The following is an 18,505-nucleotide window of genomic DNA, read 5'->3' as shown; positions in this document are numbered from 1 at the left end:
CGGACGGTTAATCGGGTCGCCGACCGGTATGCCACGCCGGATGCGGGGTCAGTCCGCCACCTTACGGCCCACGCGCAGCGGGTGCGGCGGGGCGGGCGCGGGGACCACGCGGCGGGCCAGTTCCTCCTCGGTCGCCCGGCGCACGTGCGCGACGTCGGGGCTGCCCGCGATCAGATCCTGCACGAAGATCTTGGCTCGGATGACCGGCCGCCGATAGCGGCGTTCGCGCCGGATCGCCCGCTGCATGAGCTTGGCCCGGCCCGCGTACCGCCAGCGCGCCCAGGGTGCGCCGGGACGGCTCAGCCGCAACGCGCCGACAACCAGCAGCGGCAGGAAGAACATGCCGAACAGCCCGGTCCAGATCTTGCCCTTGGCGATGACGATCGCGGCGAGGGCCAGGTTTCCCAGCGCGAACAGGGCGAGCAGCACTCGGCCCAGTTCGCTGCCGTCGTAGCGGATGTCGTTGACCTCCAGCAGCCACAGCGGGTGGAATCCGAGCAGCAGCAGTCCGGTCACCGCGAGCGCGACGAACACGGCGTCGACGGAGGTGCGGCCTTGCTCCTCCCAGTACACGTCGCGCAGGTAGTAGATGAGCGCGAACTCGTCGAGCACGAGGGCCGCGCCGACGCCGAACGCGGCGGCCAGCGCGCTGACCGGACCGACCCCGCTGCCGTACGACGCCACCAGCCCGATCCCCGACAGCAGCACCAGCACCACGCCGAACACCATGTGGTGGATGTGCACGTCACCGGCGCGCAGATTGCCGGGCCACCAGCGCACCCGCTTGCGAATCAGCCGGACGCTCAACCGGATCAGCAGGAATCCGACGATGAAGCCGAGCAGGAAACACAGCAGCGGCAGGCGGCCCTGCGCCATGACGGAGTCGTCTAGCCACCGTCGTATTGCTGCCATGTCCCCATCGCTCCGGCCGTGGATATGCGATCACTGTCGGCGTGCGGACTCGATGTTCGGCGCCCGACCCGCCTCAGCCACATTGTGCAGCAAGCTCGTGACGCCCAGCCGAACCGCACGCAACACACCGCACAACCCGCCGGGCCGGATGTTCGCCGCCCACGCGCCCGGCCCACGCGAAGATCAGCTTGGCAGATCTGCGCCCCGTCGCAGGTCCGAGCCTCGTCGGACGCACGCATCGACCGGCTGAACCGATCGATGCGTCCGGCCGACATCACGCGGGCCGACATAGCGAGGGCCGACATCACGCGGGCCGACATAGCGAGGGCCGACATAGCGAGGGCCTACATCATGCGGACCGACATAGCGATGGCCGAGATGAGCGGAACGAGGTTCGAACGGTGCGCGCTGGGACGACGAAAGCTGTCGACGCCCGATGCACGCCCCGGACAGTGCTCGAGGCCGATACCCGGTACGGGCGAGTGTCGGCTCCGACTCCGCCGTTTCGGCTACTTGCCGAAGCCCGCCCGGCGCAGTGCGTCCGCCATGGCTCCGTTGCTGGGCGCGGGGGTGTTGCGCCGCTGCTGGTTTCGGGCCTGACCGCCGCGATTCTGACCGCCGCCTTGCCCGCCGCGATTCTGGGTGCCACTGCCCTGACCACCGCGACCCTGACCACCGCCGCCTTGGCCGCCGCGATTCTGACCACTGCCGCCCTGGCCCTGCGGGCGCTGGCCGCGCTGGCCCTGGCCGCCCTTCTCCGGCTTGCCGGGCTCGTCGTCCAGGCGCAGGCTCAGGCCGATGCGCTGGCGGGGCACGTCGACCTCCAGCACCTTGACCTTCACCACATCGCCGGACTTGACGACCTCGCGCGGGTCGCGGACGAAGTTGTGCGACATGGCCGATACGTGCACCAGGCCGTCCTGGTGCACGCCGACATCCACGAACGCGCCGAACGCGGCCACATTGGTGACCACGCCCTCAAGCACCATGCCGGGCTGCAAGTCGGCGACCTTCTCGACACCGGCGGCGAATTCGGCGGTCTTGAACTCCGGGCGTGGGTCGCGGCCCGGTTTCTCCAGCTCGCTGATGATGTCGGTGACGGTCGGGAGGCCGAACCGCTCGTCGGTGAAGTCGGCGGGGCGCAGCGACTTCAGCACGGTGGTGTTGCCGATGATCTCGAGCACGCCGCGCCCGGTGCTGTCGACGATGCGCCGCACCACCGGGTATGCCTCGGGGTGCACCGCGGAGTTGTCGAGCGGGTCGTCGCCCTCGCGGATGCGGAGAAAGCCCGCGCACTGCTCGAACGCCTTCGGGCCCAGCCGCGGCACGTCGCGCAGGGCGGTGCGGTTGCGGAACGGGCCGTTCTGATCGCGGTGCGCCACAATGGATTCCGCGACCGCGGTGGATACGCCCGACACCCGCGCCAGCAGCGGCACCGAGGCCGTGTTGACATCCACGCCGACCGCGTTCACCGCGTCCTCGACCACCGCGCCCAAGGAGCGGGCCAGCAGCGTCTCCGACACGTCGTGCTGGTACTGGCCGACGCCGATGGACTTGGGGTCGATCTTCACCAGCTCGGCGAGCGGGTCCTGCAGGCGGCGCGCGATGGAGACCGCGCCGCGCAGCGACACATCCAGTTCCGGCAGCTCCTGCGAGGCGTAGGCCGACGCCGAGTACACCGACGCCCCGGCCTCGGACACCACGATCTTGGTGGGCTTGTTCTCGGGAATGCGCGAGATGAGTTCGGCGGCAAGGGCATCGGTCTCGCGCGAGGCGGTGCCGTTGCCGATGGCGATCAGCTCGACGCCGAAGCGGGCGACCAGCGCGCCGAGGACGGCGAGCGACTTCTCGGTCTGCCCCTGCGGCTTGTGCGGGTAGATGGTCTCGGTAGCCACGACCTTGCCGGTGCCGTCGACCACCGCCACCTTCACACCGGTGCGGAACCCCGGGTCCAGGCCCATCGTGGTGCGGGTGCCGGCGGGGGCGGCGAGCAGCAGGTCGCGCAGGTTGGCGGCGAACACGTCGACCGCGTCCTTCTCGGCGGACTGCCGCAGCCGCATCCGGATGTCGATGCCGAGGCTCACCTGAAGCTTGGTGCGCCACGCCCAGCGGACGGTGTCCAGCAACCAGGTGTCGGCCGGGCGGCCCTGGTCGGCGATGTCGAACTTCAGGGCGATGCGGCCCTCGTAGATCGACCGCTCGCCGGGCTCCGGCTCCTCGATGTCGGGTTCGAGGTGCAGCGTCAGCACCTCCTCCTTCTCCCCGCGCAGCAGTGCCAGGATCCGGTGCGAGGGCAGCTTGGTGAACGGCTCGCCGAACTCGAAGTAGTCGGCGAATTTGGCGCCGGCCTCCTCCTTGCCGGGCCGCACCCGCGAGGTGATCTGGCCGCGGTTCCACATCAGCTCGCGCAGCTCGCCCACCAGGTCGGCGTCCTCGGCGAAGCGCTCGACCAGGATGGCGCGGGCGCCGTCGAGCTGTTCGGCGGTGTACTGGGCCGGGTCGGTGGTGGGGTCGCCGAGCAGGGCGTCGGCGACCGGCTCGTGACCTGCCTCGCGGGCGATCTGTGCCTTGGTGCGCCGCTTGGGTTTGTACGGCAGGTAGATGTCCTCGAGGCGGGCCTTGGTCTCGGCGAGCATGATCTGCTGTTCGAGAGCGGCGTCCAATTTGCCCTGGCCGCGAATGGATTCCAGAATCGACGCCCGGCGCTCGTCCAGTTCGCGCAGGTAGTGCAGGCGCTCCTCGAGCTGGCGCAGCTGCGCGTCGTCGAGCCCGCCGGTGACCTCCTTGCGGTACCGGGCGATGAACGGCACGGTGGAGCCGCCGTCGAGGAGCTCCACGGCGGCGCGGACCTGCTCGTCGCGCACGCTCAGCTCGTCGGCGATGCGACGGCTGACGGTGCCGAGGCGGACGGTCCCGACGACCGGCGGATCGGCCGAGACGGAACCAGCGGCTGCGGTGCTGACGGGTCCGGCGCTGGCGGATTCTGGGGCTGTCGTCACGCCCGCAGACACTACCGTCGCCCGCCGACAGCAAGCCACAGCCCCGCGCCCCAAGTGCCGCAGCGGCATTCGCTCACGCTCCCCGCACCCGCCTCAACAGCGGCGACACGCGACGGGCACGCCGACCGAACTCGCCGGGCAAACCCGCGGCGTGTATAGGCAACGTCCGCCCACCAGCGTCCTCCGGCCGGTCCACCATGATCCGTACGCGCCGCCGTCCGGCCGAGCAGTCACCATCCCCACACACTGCCAACCGGCCCAGAACCACCGCGATCCGTGCAGACTGCCGTCCGACCAGGCAGTCGCGATTCCTGCTCCCCTTGTCCTCCGCTCAGGTGGTCACCGAGCGCACGCACGCGGCCGTTCTCGCCCGCTCACGCCGAAAGTGTCCGCTCCGGCCGGGTTCAGGGCCGGTCCCACGCACGCGGTGCGGCTATCCGCCGTCCGGAAGATCCGCGGGCAGTAGATCGGGGCGGCGGGCGCGGGTGCGGGACAGGGACTGTTCGCGGCGCCAGGATTCGATCCGGGCGTGGTTGCCCGACAAGAGGATCTCGGGGACCTCGAGTCCGCGCCAGCTGACCGGACGGGTGTAGCTGGGTCCTTCGAGCAGGCCGTCGGAGAACGAATCCTGTTGGTGGGACAGCTGATTGCCGAGCACGCCGGGCACGAGCCGGACCACCGCCTCGGCCATCACCAGCACCGCGGCCTCGCCTCCGATCAGCACGTAGTCACCGATGCTGACCTCCTCGACGCGCACCCGGCGCGCGGCGTCGTCGAAGACCCGCTGGTCGATGCCCTCGTATCGGCCGCAGGCGAACACCAGATGCCGTTCGCTGGACCAGCGTTCGGCAGTCGCCTGGGTGAACGGGACACCGGCGGGCGTGGGCACCACCAGCAGCGCGTCGTCGGGGCACACCTCGTCCAGCGCGTCACCCCAGACGGTCGGCTTCATGACCATGCCGGGACCGCCGCCGTACGGCGCGTCGTCCACCGCCTGATGGACGTCGTGGGTCCACCGCCGCAGGTTGTGCACGCCGAGTTCGACGATCCCCTTGTCGATCGCCTTGCCCAGCAACGCCGTTCGCAACGGCTCCAGATATTCGGGGAAGATCGTGACGACATCGATGCGGAGCGCGGCGTCGGCACTCATTGCTCACTCCTTGTCGAGCAGTCCCTCGGGCGGATCTATGACGACCAGGCCCTCGGCGAGCGACACGGTGGGCACGATCGCGGTCACGAACGGCACCAGAATCTCACGCCCGTCGTCCGCGGCGCGGACCGAAAGCAGTTCTCCCGCAGCGGAATGCAGCACTTCGGTCACCGTGCCGACCTCGGTGCCGTCGCCGAGCCGCACGGTCAGGCCCTCGAGCTCGTGGTCGTAGAACTCGTCCGGGTCCTCCGACGGCGGCAGGTCGGCGGTGTCGATCAGAAAGAGCATGCCGCGCAACGCATCCGCGGCCGTGCGGTCGGTTATCCCGGACAGGAAGAGCAGCAGTCGGCCCGAGTGCTCCCGGACCGACTCCACCGTGTATTCCCGCGTCTGCTGCGTCCGGGGCAGCCGCCCTCGCAGCACCGTGCCGGGCGAGAACCTCGCCTCGGGTTCGTCGGTGCGCACCTCGACCACGAGTTCACCGCGCACGCCGTGCGACTTGGCGACCCGCCCGACGACGAGTTCCATCTACTGGTCGGTGTCGACCACGTCGACCCGGATGCCCCGGCCGCCGATACCGGCGACGAGGGTGCGCAGCGCGGTCGCGGTACGTCCGCCGCGGCCGATCACCTTGCCCAGATCCTCCGGGTGGACGTGCACCTCGACGGTGCGCCCGCGCCGGCTGGTGATCAGCTCGACGCGGACGTCGTCGGGATTGGCGACGATGCCGCGCACCAGGTGCTCGACGGCATCGGCGACGACGGCGCTCATGCCTCGGCGGCCTCGGACTCGGCCTCGTCGGCCTTCTTCGCGGCCTTCTTCTTCGGGGTCACGGCCTCGGCGACCGGCTCGCTGTCGGCGGCGGCCAGCGCGGCGTTGAACAGGTCGAGCTTGCTCGGCTTGGCGGCCTTGACCTTCAGGGTGCCCTCGGCGCCCGGCAGGCCCTTGAACTTCTGCCAGTCGCCGGTGATCTCGAGGATGCGCTTGACCGGCTCGGTCGGCTGCGCGCCCACGCCCAGCCAGTACTGCACGCGCTCGGAGTCGACCTCGATCAGCGAGGGCTCTTCCTTCGGGTGGTACTTGCCGACGCTCTCGATGGCGCGGCCGTCGCGGCGGGTGCGCGCGTCGGCGACGACGATGCGGTACTGCGGGTTGCGGATCTTTCCGAGCCGCGTGAGCTTGATCTTGACAGCCATGGCTGTTGCCTTTCGGTGGTGGCCGCTCGAGGGCAGCCGGTTGGTCACGGCGCAATTCAGCGACCCGCACGGATGCGGGCCCGGTTTTGCGTAGAGTGTGTGACCGCCGCGCGGTGCGTAACCGGAGACGGGCTGACACTGTCCCGAGATCGGCGGCTGCGGCATGAGCCGAGGTCGCCGATGCGGACGGTCGATCATTCTGCCAGATGTTCCCGGACCGGATGAAATCGGCTCCGCCGGGGCTCGGGACCACTGTCCGGACGCTCCCCGATGTACGCGGCGGTCCGCAGGCCGTGGCCGAATCAGCGGTGCGCGGTCACCGGGTCACGACGGTTGTGGACCCGCCCGCGCAGCACCACGAACGCCGGGGCCGCGAGCACATCCGGCCCGGTGCGGGGATCGGCGTCGTACACCACGAAATCTGCCGGGGCGCCCTGCTCGATGCCGGGACGGCCGAGCCACTCGCGCGCCCGCCACGAGGCCGCGCCCAGCGCCTCGTCCGGGGTCAGGCCCGCACCCGTGAGCGCATCGATCTCGTCGGCGATTCGGCCGTGGCGGATCGAGCCTCCGGCGTCGGTGCCGGTGTAAAGGGGAACACCGGCGGCGTGGGCGGCGGCGACGGTGTCACGGACCCGGCGGTGCAGGTCCCGCATGTGCGCCGCGTAGACCGGGAACTTCGACGCGCTGTCGGCGATGTCGGGGAAGGTATCGATATTGATCAGGGTGGGCACCAGCGCCGTGCCGTGACGCACCATCATCTCGATGGTCTCGTCGGTGAGCCCGGTGCCGTGCTCCAGGCAGTCGATACCGGCGCCGATCAGACCCGGCAGCGCGTCCTCGCCGAACACGTGCGCGGTGACGCGGGCGCCCTCACGATGTGCGGCGTCGATGGCCTCTTTCAGCACGGCGTCGCTCCACAGTGGGCGCAGATCGCCCACGGAACGGTCGATCCAGTCGCCGACGATCTTGACCCAGCCGTCGCCGAGGCGGGCCTGTTCGGCGACGATGTCCGGCAGGTCGCGCTCGTCGTCCAGTTCGATGCCCAGTTCGCGGATGTAGCGCTTGGGCCGGGCGATGTGCCGGCCCGCGCGGATGATCTTCGGCAGGTCCGCGCGCTCGTCGATGAACCGGGTGTCGATGGGCGAGCCCGCGTCGCGCAGCAGCAACGCGCCCGCGTCACGTTCGGTCTCGGCCTGGGCGACGGCACCCGCCCGGTCCTCGTGCCCGCCGCCGTACCGGATGCCGACGTGGCAGTGGGCGTCGACCAGCCCGGGCACGATCCACCCTGTGCGGCACAGGGTTTCGGCCTCGCGCACGGGTTCGAAGGAGATCAGGCCGTCGTGCACCCACAGGTCCCGGACCTCGCCCCCCGGGAGCACCACTCCCCGCAGGTGCAGTCGCATCGCGCCTCCTGGTCGCACCGTTGTGCCTCACCCGCGGTCGGTGCCGCGCCACGGCCCGAACCGACGAGAGAGAAGCCGGAAGCCTACTTCGGCTTGCGGTTCATCAGCTTCGACAGATCGAAACCCTCGAGACCCGGGGGCAGCTCGTCGAGGCCCGCGGGCATGTTCGACAGGTCCGGCATGCCGCCGGGCAGGCCACCCGGGGGCATCGCGGGCATGCCGGGGAACCCGCCGCGCACCTTCGGCGGCGTCGGCCCGCGGCCGCCCTTCTTGCCCTTCTTCCCCTTCTTGCCCTTGGCATTTCGGCGCGCGCCGCCGGGCATGCCCATCTGGCGGCCCATCTGCGCCATCATCTTGCGGGCCTCGAAGAAGCGGTCGACCAGCTGGTTGACATCGGTCACGGTGACGCCCGAACCGTTGGCGATGCGCAGCCGCCGGGAGGCGTTGATGATCTTGGGGTTGGCGCGCTCGGCGGGCGTCATGCCGCGGATGATGGCCTGCACCCGGTCCAGCTGCTTGTCGTCGACCTGGGCCAGCGCGTCCTTCATCTGGCCCGCGCCGGGCAGCATGCCGAGCAGGTTGCCGATCGGGCCCATCTTGCGGATGGCCAGCATCTGATCGAGGAAGTCCTCGAGGGTGAGCTCGCCGGAGCCGATCTTGCGCGCGGCCTCCTCGGCCTGCTGCTGGTCGTAGACCTGTTCGGCCTGCTCGATCAGGGTGAGCAGATCGCCCATGCCCAGGATGCGGCTCGACATCCGGTCCGGGTGGAAGACGTCGAAGTCCTCGAGCTTCTCACCGGTGGAGGCGAACAGGATCGGCTGGCCGGTCACCTCGCGCACCGACAGCGCGGCGCCACCGCGGGCGTCGCCGTCGAGCTTGGTGAGCACGACACCGGTGAACCCGACGCCGTCGCGGAACGCCTCGGCGGTGCTGACCGCGTCCTGGCCGACCATGGCGTCGAGCACGAACAGGATCTCGTCGGGCTGCACGGCGTCGCGAATGCCCGCGGCCTGCCCCATCATCTCCGCGTCGATGCCGAGGCGGCCCGCGGTGTCGACGATGACGACGTCGTACTGCTTGCCGCGCGCCTCCTCGATACCCCGGCGCGCCACGTCGATCGGCTCGCTGACCGAGATGCCCTGCGGGTGCTCGCCGCCGATCGAGGTGCCCGGGTGCGGCGCGAACACCGGCACCCCGGCCCGCTCACCGACCACCTGCAACTGCGTGACGGCGCCCGGACGCTGCAGGTCGCAGGCCACCAGGAGCGGCGTATGCCCTTGCCCCTTCAGCCATTTCGCGAGTTTGCCCGCCAGCGTGGTCTTACCGGCGCCCTGCAGACCGGCGAGCATGATCACCGTCGGCGGGGTCTTGGCGAACCGCAGCCGGCGGGTCTCACCGCCGAGGATCCCGATGAGCTCCTCGTTGACGATCTTGACGACCTGCTGCGCCGGATTCAGCGCCGCCGAGACCTCGGCGCCCTTGGCGCGCTCCTTGATCCGGGCGATGAACTGCCGCACCACCGGCAGTGCGACGTCGGCGTCGAGCAGGGCCAATCGGATCTCGCGGGCGGTCGCGTCGATATCGGCCGGTGACAGCCGCCCCTTGCCGCGCAGATCCTGTAGGGCACCGGTCAACCGGTCGGACAGGGATTCGAACACCGATCGCGCTCCTGGTATCTCGACGGACGTCACTCGACATACCAGGGTATCGGGTCCGCCGGGGTGTCAGTCCAGCGAGCGGCGCCGCGGGCGCGGGGCCTGCCGGATGTCGTGATCCTCCGAGGCCACCATGTACATCGCCTCGCGGGCGGTCAGGCCCAGTTCCAGGGCCATGTTGTCGAGCATCGCCCACTCCGCGTCGGAGGGGTCGTGATCGGTGCCCGTGGCGGCGATGGTCATCGCCGTCACGGCCTGCTGACCGGTGAGTGTGCGACCGGGTAGCCAGGACACCACCCAGCGGTCCCCGCCCACGCAGCGCGCGATGTGCCGGGTCAGATCGCTGGTCATCGTCGATGCGGACACCACTTCAATAGCCACCGACCTGCTCCCCTCGTGCTCCGGACACCATGACAGGTACTGCGACAGCTCCGACGGAAGAACATCAAACGGTTCCGATAGTAGAGTGGCGCGCGTCACACGAGCTACAGGTTGTAGCAAATTGCGCGCAACGATCTGATCAACCAGCAAATGACCAGTTTGCGCGGAAATTCGCAGACGGGGCGACCGCTCAGTAAATCGCTCCGGAGTTGGCGCCGCTGTCCGTTTCCGCCGGTTTCTTCGGTTCCGGCTGGGGAACCACCGCCAGCACCGCGGCCTCGATCGCGGTGCGCCGCTGGGGCGTGTCGTCGTCACCCAGGTCCAGGCAGAAGGCGTCGACCACGGCCGACCCCATCGTGACCACCTTGGCCCACCGCACATTCGCTCCCGCGGCCGCCAGCGCCGCGGCCAATCGGCTGAGCAGCCCGATCCGGTCCTCGGCGCGCAGCTGCAGCAGCGGCTGACCGGGCACGGCGGTGTCGCTCCAGATCACCCGGGGCTGGGCCTGGGCGTACGGGCCGATTCGCACGCTCGCCTCGCGTTCCTTCTTCGCCAGCATCGCGCCGGTGTTCAGGTCGCCCTTGACGGCTCGGATCAGCTCCTGCCGCAGCAGGCCGGCGTCCGGAGGATCGCCGAACATCGGCGTCACCACGAACCGGTCGATCGCGATTCCGTCCGAACCGGCGAGCGACGCCGAGAGCACCCGCAGCGAATGCAGCGCCAGCACCCCGGCCGCGTCGGACAGCAGGCCCGGCGTATCGGGCGCGATCACGGTGACGACGTGGGTGTAGCGGCCCTCGCCGGGCACCAGCTGTACGTGCACGCCGCCGGACTTCGCCTGCTCCAGCAGTTCGTCGGCGATCGGATCCGGTTGCGGCAGTGGCTCTCCCGCCATCACCAGGCGGCAGCGCCGGACCAGTTCCCCGATCAGCGCGGCCTTCCAGTCGCCCCACACGCCCGGGCCAGTGGCCAGCGAGTCGGCCTCGGCGAGGGTGTGCAGCAGTTCCAGTAGTTGCGGGTCGCCGTCGAGCGCGTCGACCACGCGCCGCACTGTGTCGGGATCATCGAGGTCGCGTTTGGTCGCGGTCTCCGGCAGCAGCAGGTGGTAGCGGACGATCGCCGACACGGTCCGCACATCGGTGGGCCACAGCCCGAGCCGGCGGCCGATGTGGGTGGCCAGTTCGGCGCCGACGACACTGTGGTCCTCGACCCGGCCCTTGCCGATGTCGTGCAGCAGCGCGCCCAGCAGCAGCAGATCGGGCCGGGACACCCGGGTGCCGAGCGCGCTGGCATAGGCGACGGTCTCGACGAGGTGGCGATCCACCGTCCAGGTGTGCATCGGGTCGCGCGGCGGCAGGTCGCGCACCGCGCCCCACTCCGGAAAAAGCCTGCCCCACAAGCCCGTTCGGTCCAGCGCCTCGACCGCGTCGACGGTGCCGCGCCCGGCGCCCAGCAGCACCAGCAGATCATTGAGCGCCTCGCGCGGCCACGGCTCGCGCAGTTCGGGAGCGTCCTCGGACAGCCGGTTGAGCGTGGTCGCCGCCATCGGCAGCCCGGTCTGCGCCGAGGCGGCGGCCACCCGCAGGATCAGGCCGGGGTCCTTCTGCGGCCGCGCGTCGCGGGCCAGCACCACCTCGCCGGCGTGCTCGACCACCCCCTCATCGAGTGGTCGACGCACCGGCACCCGGCGCAGCCGGGCGAGTCCGCGACGCGGCAGCGCGTTGCCCGCGGTGCGCAGCCCGACGTCGACCGAGTAGCCCACCGTGCGCGCGGCGTCGCTGAGCGTGCGGGCCAGATCGAAACGGTCACCGATGCGCAGCGCGGCGCCGATCTCGTCGGCGTCCTGGGCGCGGAGCTGATCGCGAGAGCGGCGCGCCACCCGGTGCAGTTCGGTCCGCACGTCGAGCAGCCGCCGGTGCGCCTGCTTCAGGCCGCCGCCGGGAACGTCCGGCCCGAGCCCGGGCATGGCGTCGGTCAGCTGGGCGATGGCCAGCGCGTCCAGCAGCTGGATGTCGCGCAGCCCGCCGCGGCCGTTCTTCAGGTCGGGTTCCGCGCGATGGGCGATCTCGCCGCTGCGCTTCCACCGCACCCGCGCCTGCTCCACCAATTCGCCGAAGCGCGAACGGATTCCGGTGCGCCACTCCCGGCGTACCCCGCCGATCAGCAGGTTGCTCAGTTCCTGGTCACCGACGATGTGCCGGGCCTCGAGCATGCCGAGCGCGGCGGTGAGATCCTCCGACGCCACCCGCAGCGCCTGCGGGACCGTGCGGACGCTGTGATCGAGCTTGATGTGGGCGTCCCACAGCGGATACCACAGCTGATCGGCCACCTCGGCGACCCGCTTCGGGTCCACGTCGTCGTGCAGCAGCACCAGGTCCAGATCGGAGTACGGCAGCATCTCCCGCCGCCCCAGGCCGCCGACCGCGACCACCGCGAGACCGCTGTCGGCGGTGATGCCGAGGTCCGCGCCCTTGGTGGTGAGCCACAGATCGTGCAGATCCACCAGGGCCTGGCGCAGCGACTCGGCGTCCAGGCGGGGCCGGCGGGCATCACCGCCGTCGAGCAGTTGGTCCCGGGCACGCACCAGATCCGTTGCCCCGCCCGGCATGTCGTCGTTCGCCTGCAAACCCACAACCACCACCCATTCCGTGTCCCCGCGCACCCGGTGCGGGAGACGAACCGCGGACCCGCGCCGACGGTGTCCCATGCGCGCGGCCCCGTCCCGGCCGGTCCGGCCGGAGCGGGGCCGCCGCTCACTTCTCTGTGTTCGCTGCGGTGTAGTTCGCTACAGAGCGTCGGCCCCGCGTTCGCCGGTGCGGACGCGGATCACCGCTTCGACCGGGGTGACCCAGACCTTGCCGTCACCGATCTTGCCGGTGCGGGCGGCCTCGACGATCACCTCCACGACCTTCTCGACGGAGGCATCGTCCACGACCACCTCGACGCGGACCTTCGGCACGAAGTCGACGGAGTACTCGGCGCCCCGGTAGACCTCGGTGTGGCCCTTCTGCCGTCCGTAGCCCTGCACCTCGCTGACGGTCATGCCCAGCACACCCGCCTGCTCCAACCCGCTCTTCACGTCCTCGAGCGTGAACGGTTTGACGATTGCAGTGATCAGTTTCATTGCGTCATGCCTCCTTGACGGCGGTACGTGCCGTGCCACCCACAGCAGCGAAATCGTATGCCGTTTCCGCGTGCTCCGACTCGTCCATGCCCCGGAACTCGGCCTCGTCGCCGGCGCGCAGGCCGATGGTGTACTTGATCGCCAGCGCGATGATCGCGGTGACGACACCGGAGAAGATCAGCACCGCGAACGCGCCGACGGCCTGCTTGCCCAGCTGATCGAAACCGCCGCCGTAGAACAGGCCCTCGACTCCCGCGGGCGCCTCGGAGGTGGCGACCAGGCCCACCATCAGGGTGCCGATCAGACCGCCGACCAGGTGCACGCCGACCACGTCGAGCGAGTCGTCGAACCCGAACCGGAACTTCAGGCCGACCGCCAGGGCGCACAGCGCGCCCGCGACGATGCCGATGGCCAGGGCGCCCACGACGTTGACCGAGGAACACGACGGGGTGATGGCGACCAGACCGGCCACGATGCCCGAGGCCGCGCCCAGCGAGGTGGGTTTGCCGTCGCGGATCTTCTCCACCACCAGCCAGGCCAGCATGGCCGCCGCGGTGGCGATGGTCGTGGTCACGAAGGTGGCGCCCGCGATGCCGTTGGAGGCGGTCGCCGACCCGGCGTTGAAGCCGTACCAGCCGAACCACAGCAGTCCGGCGCCGAGCATCACGAAGGGGAGGTTGTGCGGGCGCATCGGGGTCTTGGGCCAGCCCTTGCGCTTGCCGAGCACGATCGCCAGCACCAGGCCCGCGATACCGGCGTTGATGTGCACCGCGGTGCCGCCCGCGAAGTCGATCGCCTTCAGCTTGTTGGCGATCCAGCCACCGTGCTCACCGGTGATGCCGTCGAAGGAGAACACCCAGTGCGACACCGGGAAATAGACGACCGTGGCCCACACACCCGCGAACAGCAGCCAGGAGCCGAACTTGAGGCGGTCGGCGACCGCACCCGAGATGAGAGCGACGGTGATGATGGCGAACATCAGCTGGAAGGCCACGAACACCGACAGCGGAATCGTGCCGGCCACCGGAATCGCGGCGGGCGAGGCGGGGTCGGTGGTGGCCAGGTAGCTGCCGCCGAAGACCGACTTCAGCCCGAAGTACTGGGCCGGATCGCCGAACAGGTTGCCCTTGTCGTCGCCGAAGGCCAGCGAGAAGCCGTAGAGCGACCAGAGAACGGTCACCAGGCCCATCGCGCTGATACTCATCATGATCATGTTGAGTACGTTCTTGCCGCGCACCATGCCGCCGTAGAAAAAGGCCAGGCCGGGTGTCATCAGCAGCACGAGTGCCGAGCTCGCCAGCATCCATGCGGTGTCGCCGGTATTGGGTTCACCGATTACGGGAAACGCCACCTTTGTTCCTCCTCATCTCGGGCCCTGCCGATTACGGCAAACGAGCCTGTTGAGTAGGTTCCTCAGTCGGTGTTTCCGCCGTGACGCCGCGATGTTTCCGCTGGGTGAACGGATGAACTTGCAATGTTGCCAGTGCGTTTCGCGCCGTTCACACCGGTTCGGGACGCAGCGTGCGCAGGTGTCCGCGGTGAGCTTTTTCGGTGAGATTCCCGCAGGTCAGCCCAGCAACGCGTCCACGAAGGCGGAGGGCTCGAAGGGAGCCAGGTCATCGGCGCCCTCACCCAAACCGACCAGTTTGACCGGCACGCCGAGCTCGTGCTGGACCTGGAAGACGATACCGCCCTTCGCGGTCCCGTCCAGCTTGGTCAGCACCACGCCGGTGATGTCGACGACCTCGGCGAAGACCCGGGCCTGGGTCAGGCCGTTCTGACCGACGGTCGCGTCGAGTACCAGCAGCACCTCGTCGACCGCGGCCTTCTTCTCCACCACCCGCTTGACCTTGCCCAGCTCGTCCATGAGACCGGTCTTGGTGTGCAGGCGACCCGCGGTGTCGACCAGCACCGCGTCGACTCCGTTGTCGATTCCGGCGCTGACCGCGTCGAAGGCGACCGACGCCGGGTCGGCACCCTCGCGGCCGCGCACGGTCTCCGCGCCGACCCGCTCGCCCCAGGTCTGCAATTGGTCGGCGGCGGCGGCGCGGAAGGTGTCGGCCGCGCCGAGCAGCACACGGCGGCCGTCGGCGACCAGGACGCGGGCCAGCTTGCCCGTGGTGGTGGTCTTGCCGGTGCCGTTGACGCCGACGACCAGCAGGATCGACGGATGATCGGCATGCGGCAGTGCGCGGATGGACCGGTCCAGCTCGGGGCGCAGCGCCTCGACCAGCACATCGCGCAGCACGTGGCGGGCCTGCTCCTCGGTCCGGACGCTGCGCGCGGCGAGCTCCTCCCGCAGCCGCCCCACGATCGTGCCGGTGACGGCCGTGCCAAGGTCGGCCATGACCAGGGTGTCCTCGATCTCCTCCCAGGAGTCCTCGTCCAGATCACCACCCCCGAGCAGCCCCAGCAGGCTCTTGCCCACCGCGTTCTGCGACCGGGACAGGCGGCCACGCAGCCGGGTGAGGCGTCCGGCCGTGGGCTCGATCTCCTCCAGTTGCGGTGCGGGAGTAGGGGTTCCGGCGGCGGGCGGGGCAGCCTCGGTGGCAGGCGCGGTGCCCGGGGTGGCGGCTGCCGTGCCGTCAGTGGCGGGCGCCGTCTCCTTGGTGGCGGGCGCCGTGTCCTTGGCGGCGGGCGCCGTCTCCTTGGTGGCGGGCGCGGTGCCCGCAGTGGCGGCTGCGGCACCTTCGGCACCCGCCGTGCCCTCGGTGGCCGTCGTGTCCGCTGTGGCCGTCGTGTCCTCGGCAGCCGCCGTGCCCTCGGTGGCCGCCGTGCCCTCGGTGGCCGCCGTGCCCTCGGTGGCCGCCGTGCCCTCGGTGGCCGTCGTGTCCTCGATGGCGGCTGTGGTGTCCTCGGCCGTGGCATCGTCGCCGACGGTCTTCTCGGTGGTGGCCGCGGTGTCCGGCTCGGGGAGGCGGACGTCGGTGATGGTGCGGCGCGCCGAATCGCGCGGGATGGCAGCGTCGTCCCCGATGTGCGGCTGGCCCTCGTCGTCGGTGCGCTCGAGCGGTACCGGTTCCGGACGGGCCGGCGTCGCGGTTCCCGCGCCACCCTGACTGAAGTTGAATCCGCCGGACGCCGTGTACCCGCCCGACCGGTCGGTCAGCTCCCGCTCGGGCGCGGCCGGTGTCAGCCGCACCCGGCGACGCCGGTACAGAACGAATCCGGACACGAACGCCACCAGCAGCACGGCGGCGATCGCGGCGATCAGAATCCAAGCTTGCGCAGTCACGCCCCCATCCTTTCAGAACCCGGAGTTACAGCTGTCGGGTGGCGGACAGCGGGCGCGTCGGCCCGCGACCAGCGACCGAGTCGTCGAAAGGACGGGGATCGCTCAGGTGAGCCGGGTGTAGTTGCCGGCCTCCGAGACATCGGGGTCGGTGGTGAGGAAGGCGTCGAGCATCTCCTCGGCGAGGGTGGGCGAGGTCAGCCGCAGGCCCAGGGCGAGCACGTTGGCGTCGTTCCACTTCCGCGCGCCCGCGGCGGTGGAGCCGTCCGTGCAGAGTGCGGCCCGCACGCCGGGCACCTTGTTCGCCGCGATCGACACGCCGGTACCGGTCCAGCAGCAGACCACACCGCGGTCGGCCGCGCCCCGCGCGACCGCCTCGCCGACTCCGCTGCCCACCTCCGGCCACGCGATGTCCTCGCCGACCACCAGCAGCTCGTGACCCTGGGCGGCCAGCCACTCCTTCATGTGCCGGGTCAGGTCGGTGGATTCGTCGGTACCGAAGGCGATCCGCATGTGTCGAGGGTACGACCTTCGAACCGCGCATTAACACAACCGGTGGTCACCGGCCGGAAAGGACACGCCGGAATCGGCGTAGTAGACACCATCAACTACCGACCGGTCTGCTCGTGTGAGCACCACACGGCGGAAGGCTCGGCGAATCCGATACCGAGACAATAGGATCGGCGACGTGACCGATCGAAATGTGCTTGGGGGACCGCTGGAGGAGTGTGGCACCGATCCTCTCACCGGCTTCTATCGGGACGGTTGCTGTAGCACCGGTCCCGAAGACCTGGGCAGCCACACGGTGTGCACCGTCGTTACCCAGGAGTTCCTGGAGCACCAGAAGTCGATCGGCAACGATCTGATCACCCCGCGCCCGGAGAACAACTTCCCCGGGCTGCAACCGGGCGACCGCTGGTGCGTGGTCGCGGTGCGCTGGCTGCATGCCCACGAGGACGGTGTCGCCGCTCCGGTCGTCCTGGCCGCCACCCACGAGAACGCGCTCGAGGTCGTCCCGATGGACACGCTCCGCAAATACGCCGTCGACGTTCCCGACGACGTGAGCGATCTCCTGTAGGCCCGGGCGCGTCGGCCGCGGCGTGAGAAGTATCACGGCTCACGACCGCGAGGGTCAGGGATACACGCGGCGCAGGTAGTCCTCGTACAGCAGGACGAATCCGTCGTCGTCGAAATCGATGTCGGCGCGGTAGTCGCCGGAGACGAACCGCACCGTGCCGCCGCCGCGCGGTTCGTACCGCTGCGGGGTGAGCGTGGCGGTCAGGTCGGGCACCGCGACGAATCGCATGGTGTAGTCCCGCGGCGCGGACGCCGCACCCAGCAGGTCGTCGCACACTGCGGGCAGGGAGTTGAAGTACGCGGAGTGCTGGAGATCGAAGTAGTCGGCGCCGTCCAGAAGATGCCGCACCGGACCGTCACCGAGGTCGACGGTCAACTCGGGACCGTCGAGGCGCCAGCGCAATTCATAGGCCAGACCGATCTGGGTACCGTCGGCACGGTCCAGCGATTCGACGCGGACGATCTCCATCCGCGGCTCATCGATCCCCTGCCACACGAAGGTTCGCACGCGACGAGGTTAGCGGTTCCATTCGAGGCTCGATGGCCGACTCGGTGCCATGGATCCCGGCGGCGACGCGGCGGCGGTGCGCCTTCTGGCGGCAGGCCGGGGAGCAGTAGCGGGCCGGGCGGCCGGTGACGGCCGGCCGCAGCGCCTCGCCGCAGACCGGGCACCGACCCGTTCCGTTATGCGTTTCGTTACGGCCCGGGCGTCGGGTTCCGAGTTTCGTCACGCGCTCGGAGGAGGTGGTGCGCATCGCGTCCAGCACCAGGGCGGCGGGCCGTGACAGCGTGTCGAGCCGGCCCGAAGAGCGCTGCACCGCAAGGCATCCGGCGAACAGCGCCACCACGTCGGACATGGTGAGATCCGCGCGCACCGAACCCTCGCGCTGCGCGGCGACCAGCAGCGCCTCCAGCGCGTGGTGGAACCGCTCCCCCGCGCCGCGCAGCAGGTCGCGGGGCCAGCCGTCGTCGGACTCCAGCACATCGCACATCGCCTTGTTGCGGGGCGCGCCGATCACCACCGTGGCGCAGAATTCGAGGAAGGCCGCGCCCGCGTCCGGCGCGTCCCGATAGCCGATCGCCAGCGCGGTCAGTCGGTCGATCCGTTGCTGCACAACGGCTTCCACCAGATCCGTCTTCGCCGGAAAATGCCGGTGCACGGTACCGGCGCCGACACCGGCGCGCCGGGCGACCTCGGCGAGCGACACCGAGGTGCCGTGTTCGGCGAAGGCGCGCTGGGCGGCCGACAGGATCCGCGCCCGGTTCCGCCGGGCATCGGCCCGGTTGCCCGGCCGCGGATCGGTTTCGTTACGCGCCGTCGATCCGACACTGGCAGCGGGCACTTCGCCCCTCCTATGGTCCGAATACGGGTCGAA

Annotated in this window: 17 protein-coding genes; 1 reads left to right on the top strand and 16 read right to left on the bottom strand. The window is 70.2% G+C overall.

The genetic code is table 11. The features are described 5' to 3' along the window. Positions 1-48 precede the first annotated feature (48 nt). From NWFMUON74_RS10675 to NWFMUON74_RS10610, 14 genes are all read right to left on the bottom strand, one after another. A complete protein-coding gene (locus tag NWFMUON74_RS10675; protein WP_187687658.1) occupies positions 49-912 on the bottom strand; it encodes a hypothetical protein in 864 nt (287 codons plus the stop codon). 509 nt (positions 913-1,421) lie between these two features. Next, entirely contained in the window at positions 1,422-3,911 is a 2,490-nt protein-coding gene (locus NWFMUON74_RS10670; protein ID WP_187687657.1) for a Tex family protein, read from the bottom strand. A gap of 433 nt (positions 3,912-4,344) precedes the next feature. Beyond that, positions 4,345-5,061 (bottom strand): tRNA (guanosine(37)-N1)-methyltransferase TrmD, encoded by a 717-nt coding sequence (trmD, locus tag NWFMUON74_RS10665; RefSeq protein WP_187687656.1) that lies wholly within the window; start codon positions 5,059-5,061, stop codon positions 4,345-4,347. Between the two features lie 3 nt (positions 5,062-5,064). Then, positions 5,065-5,589, bottom strand: coding sequence for a ribosome maturation factor RimM (gene rimM / locus NWFMUON74_RS10660; protein ID WP_187687655.1), 525 nt, complete (start codon positions 5,587-5,589; stop codon positions 5,065-5,067). Then, positions 5,590-5,832: an RNA-binding protein gene (locus NWFMUON74_RS10655; protein ID WP_187687654.1), complete on the bottom strand. Its 243-nt coding sequence runs from the start codon at positions 5,830-5,832 to the stop codon at positions 5,590-5,592. Continuing rightward, a complete protein-coding gene (gene rpsP, locus NWFMUON74_RS10650; protein ID WP_187687653.1) occupies positions 5,829-6,257 on the bottom strand; it encodes a 30S ribosomal protein S16 in 429 nt (142 codons plus the stop codon). Before rpsP ends, NWFMUON74_RS10655 begins: the two co-directional genes overlap by 4 nt. A gap of 302 nt (positions 6,258-6,559) precedes the next feature. After that, positions 6,560-7,660 carry an amidohydrolase family protein gene (locus NWFMUON74_RS10645; protein ID WP_187687652.1) on the bottom strand — a complete coding sequence of 367 codons (1,101 nt, stop codon included), beginning with the start codon at positions 7,658-7,660 and terminating at the stop codon, positions 6,560-6,562. 83 nt (positions 7,661-7,743) lie between these two features. Continuing rightward, positions 7,744-9,318 carry a signal recognition particle protein gene (gene ffh / locus NWFMUON74_RS10640; RefSeq protein ID WP_187687651.1) on the bottom strand — a complete coding sequence of 525 codons (1,575 nt, stop codon included), beginning with the start codon at positions 9,316-9,318 and terminating at the stop codon, positions 7,744-7,746. Between the two features lie 66 nt (positions 9,319-9,384). Then, complete coding sequence (locus tag NWFMUON74_RS10635) at positions 9,385-9,696, bottom strand: hypothetical protein (protein WP_232110949.1); 312 nt, start codon at positions 9,694-9,696, stop codon at positions 9,385-9,387. A gap of 190 nt (positions 9,697-9,886) precedes the next feature. Next, positions 9,887-12,304, bottom strand: coding sequence for a [protein-PII] uridylyltransferase (locus NWFMUON74_RS10630; protein ID WP_187689065.1), 2,418 nt, complete (start codon positions 12,302-12,304; stop codon positions 9,887-9,889). Between the two features lie 177 nt (positions 12,305-12,481). Further along, complete coding sequence (locus NWFMUON74_RS10625) at positions 12,482-12,820, bottom strand: P-II family nitrogen regulator (RefSeq protein WP_187687650.1); 339 nt, start codon at positions 12,818-12,820, stop codon at positions 12,482-12,484. Positions 12,821-12,824: 4 nt separating this feature from the next. Next, a complete protein-coding gene (locus NWFMUON74_RS10620; protein ID WP_187687649.1) occupies positions 12,825-14,171 on the bottom strand; it encodes an ammonium transporter in 1,347 nt (448 codons plus the stop codon). Positions 14,172-14,387: 216 nt separating this feature from the next. Next, the gene (gene ftsY, locus NWFMUON74_RS10615; RefSeq protein WP_187687648.1) at positions 14,388-16,055 is read right to left on the bottom strand and encodes a signal recognition particle-docking protein FtsY; all 1,668 of its coding nucleotides are present in this window, start codon (positions 16,053-16,055) and stop codon (positions 14,388-14,390) included. Positions 16,056-16,157: 102 nt separating this feature from the next. Then, complete coding sequence (locus NWFMUON74_RS10610; protein WP_187687647.1) at positions 16,158-16,565, bottom strand: RpiB/LacA/LacB family sugar-phosphate isomerase; 408 nt, start codon at positions 16,563-16,565, stop codon at positions 16,158-16,160. Between the two features lie 175 nt (positions 16,566-16,740). Here NWFMUON74_RS10610 and NWFMUON74_RS10605 point away from each other — a divergent pair, with 175 nt between their 5' ends. Continuing rightward, complete coding sequence (locus tag NWFMUON74_RS10605; protein WP_024806481.1) at positions 16,741-17,130, top strand: DUF2237 family protein; 390 nt, start codon at positions 16,741-16,743, stop codon at positions 17,128-17,130. Between the two features lie 54 nt (positions 17,131-17,184). Here the strand turns inward: NWFMUON74_RS10605 and NWFMUON74_RS10600 are convergent, their stop codons facing one another. Together NWFMUON74_RS10600 and NWFMUON74_RS10595 are read right to left on the bottom strand one after the other, a co-directional pair. Beyond that, complete coding sequence (locus NWFMUON74_RS10600) at positions 17,185-17,637, bottom strand: putative glycolipid-binding domain-containing protein (protein WP_187687646.1); 453 nt, start codon at positions 17,635-17,637, stop codon at positions 17,185-17,187. Beyond that, entirely contained in the window at positions 17,606-18,472 is an 867-nt protein-coding gene (locus NWFMUON74_RS10595) for a TetR/AcrR family transcriptional regulator (RefSeq protein WP_232110948.1), read from the bottom strand. Before NWFMUON74_RS10595 ends, NWFMUON74_RS10600 begins: the two co-directional genes overlap by 32 nt. Between the last annotated feature and the right edge of the window lie 33 nt (positions 18,473-18,505).

The sequence above is a fragment of the Nocardia wallacei genome, assembly GCF_014466955.1.
Classification (GTDB): Bacteria; Actinomycetota; Actinomycetes; order Mycobacteriales; family Mycobacteriaceae; genus Nocardia; species Nocardia wallacei.
This window is presented reverse-complemented; position numbering and strand designations above follow the sequence as displayed.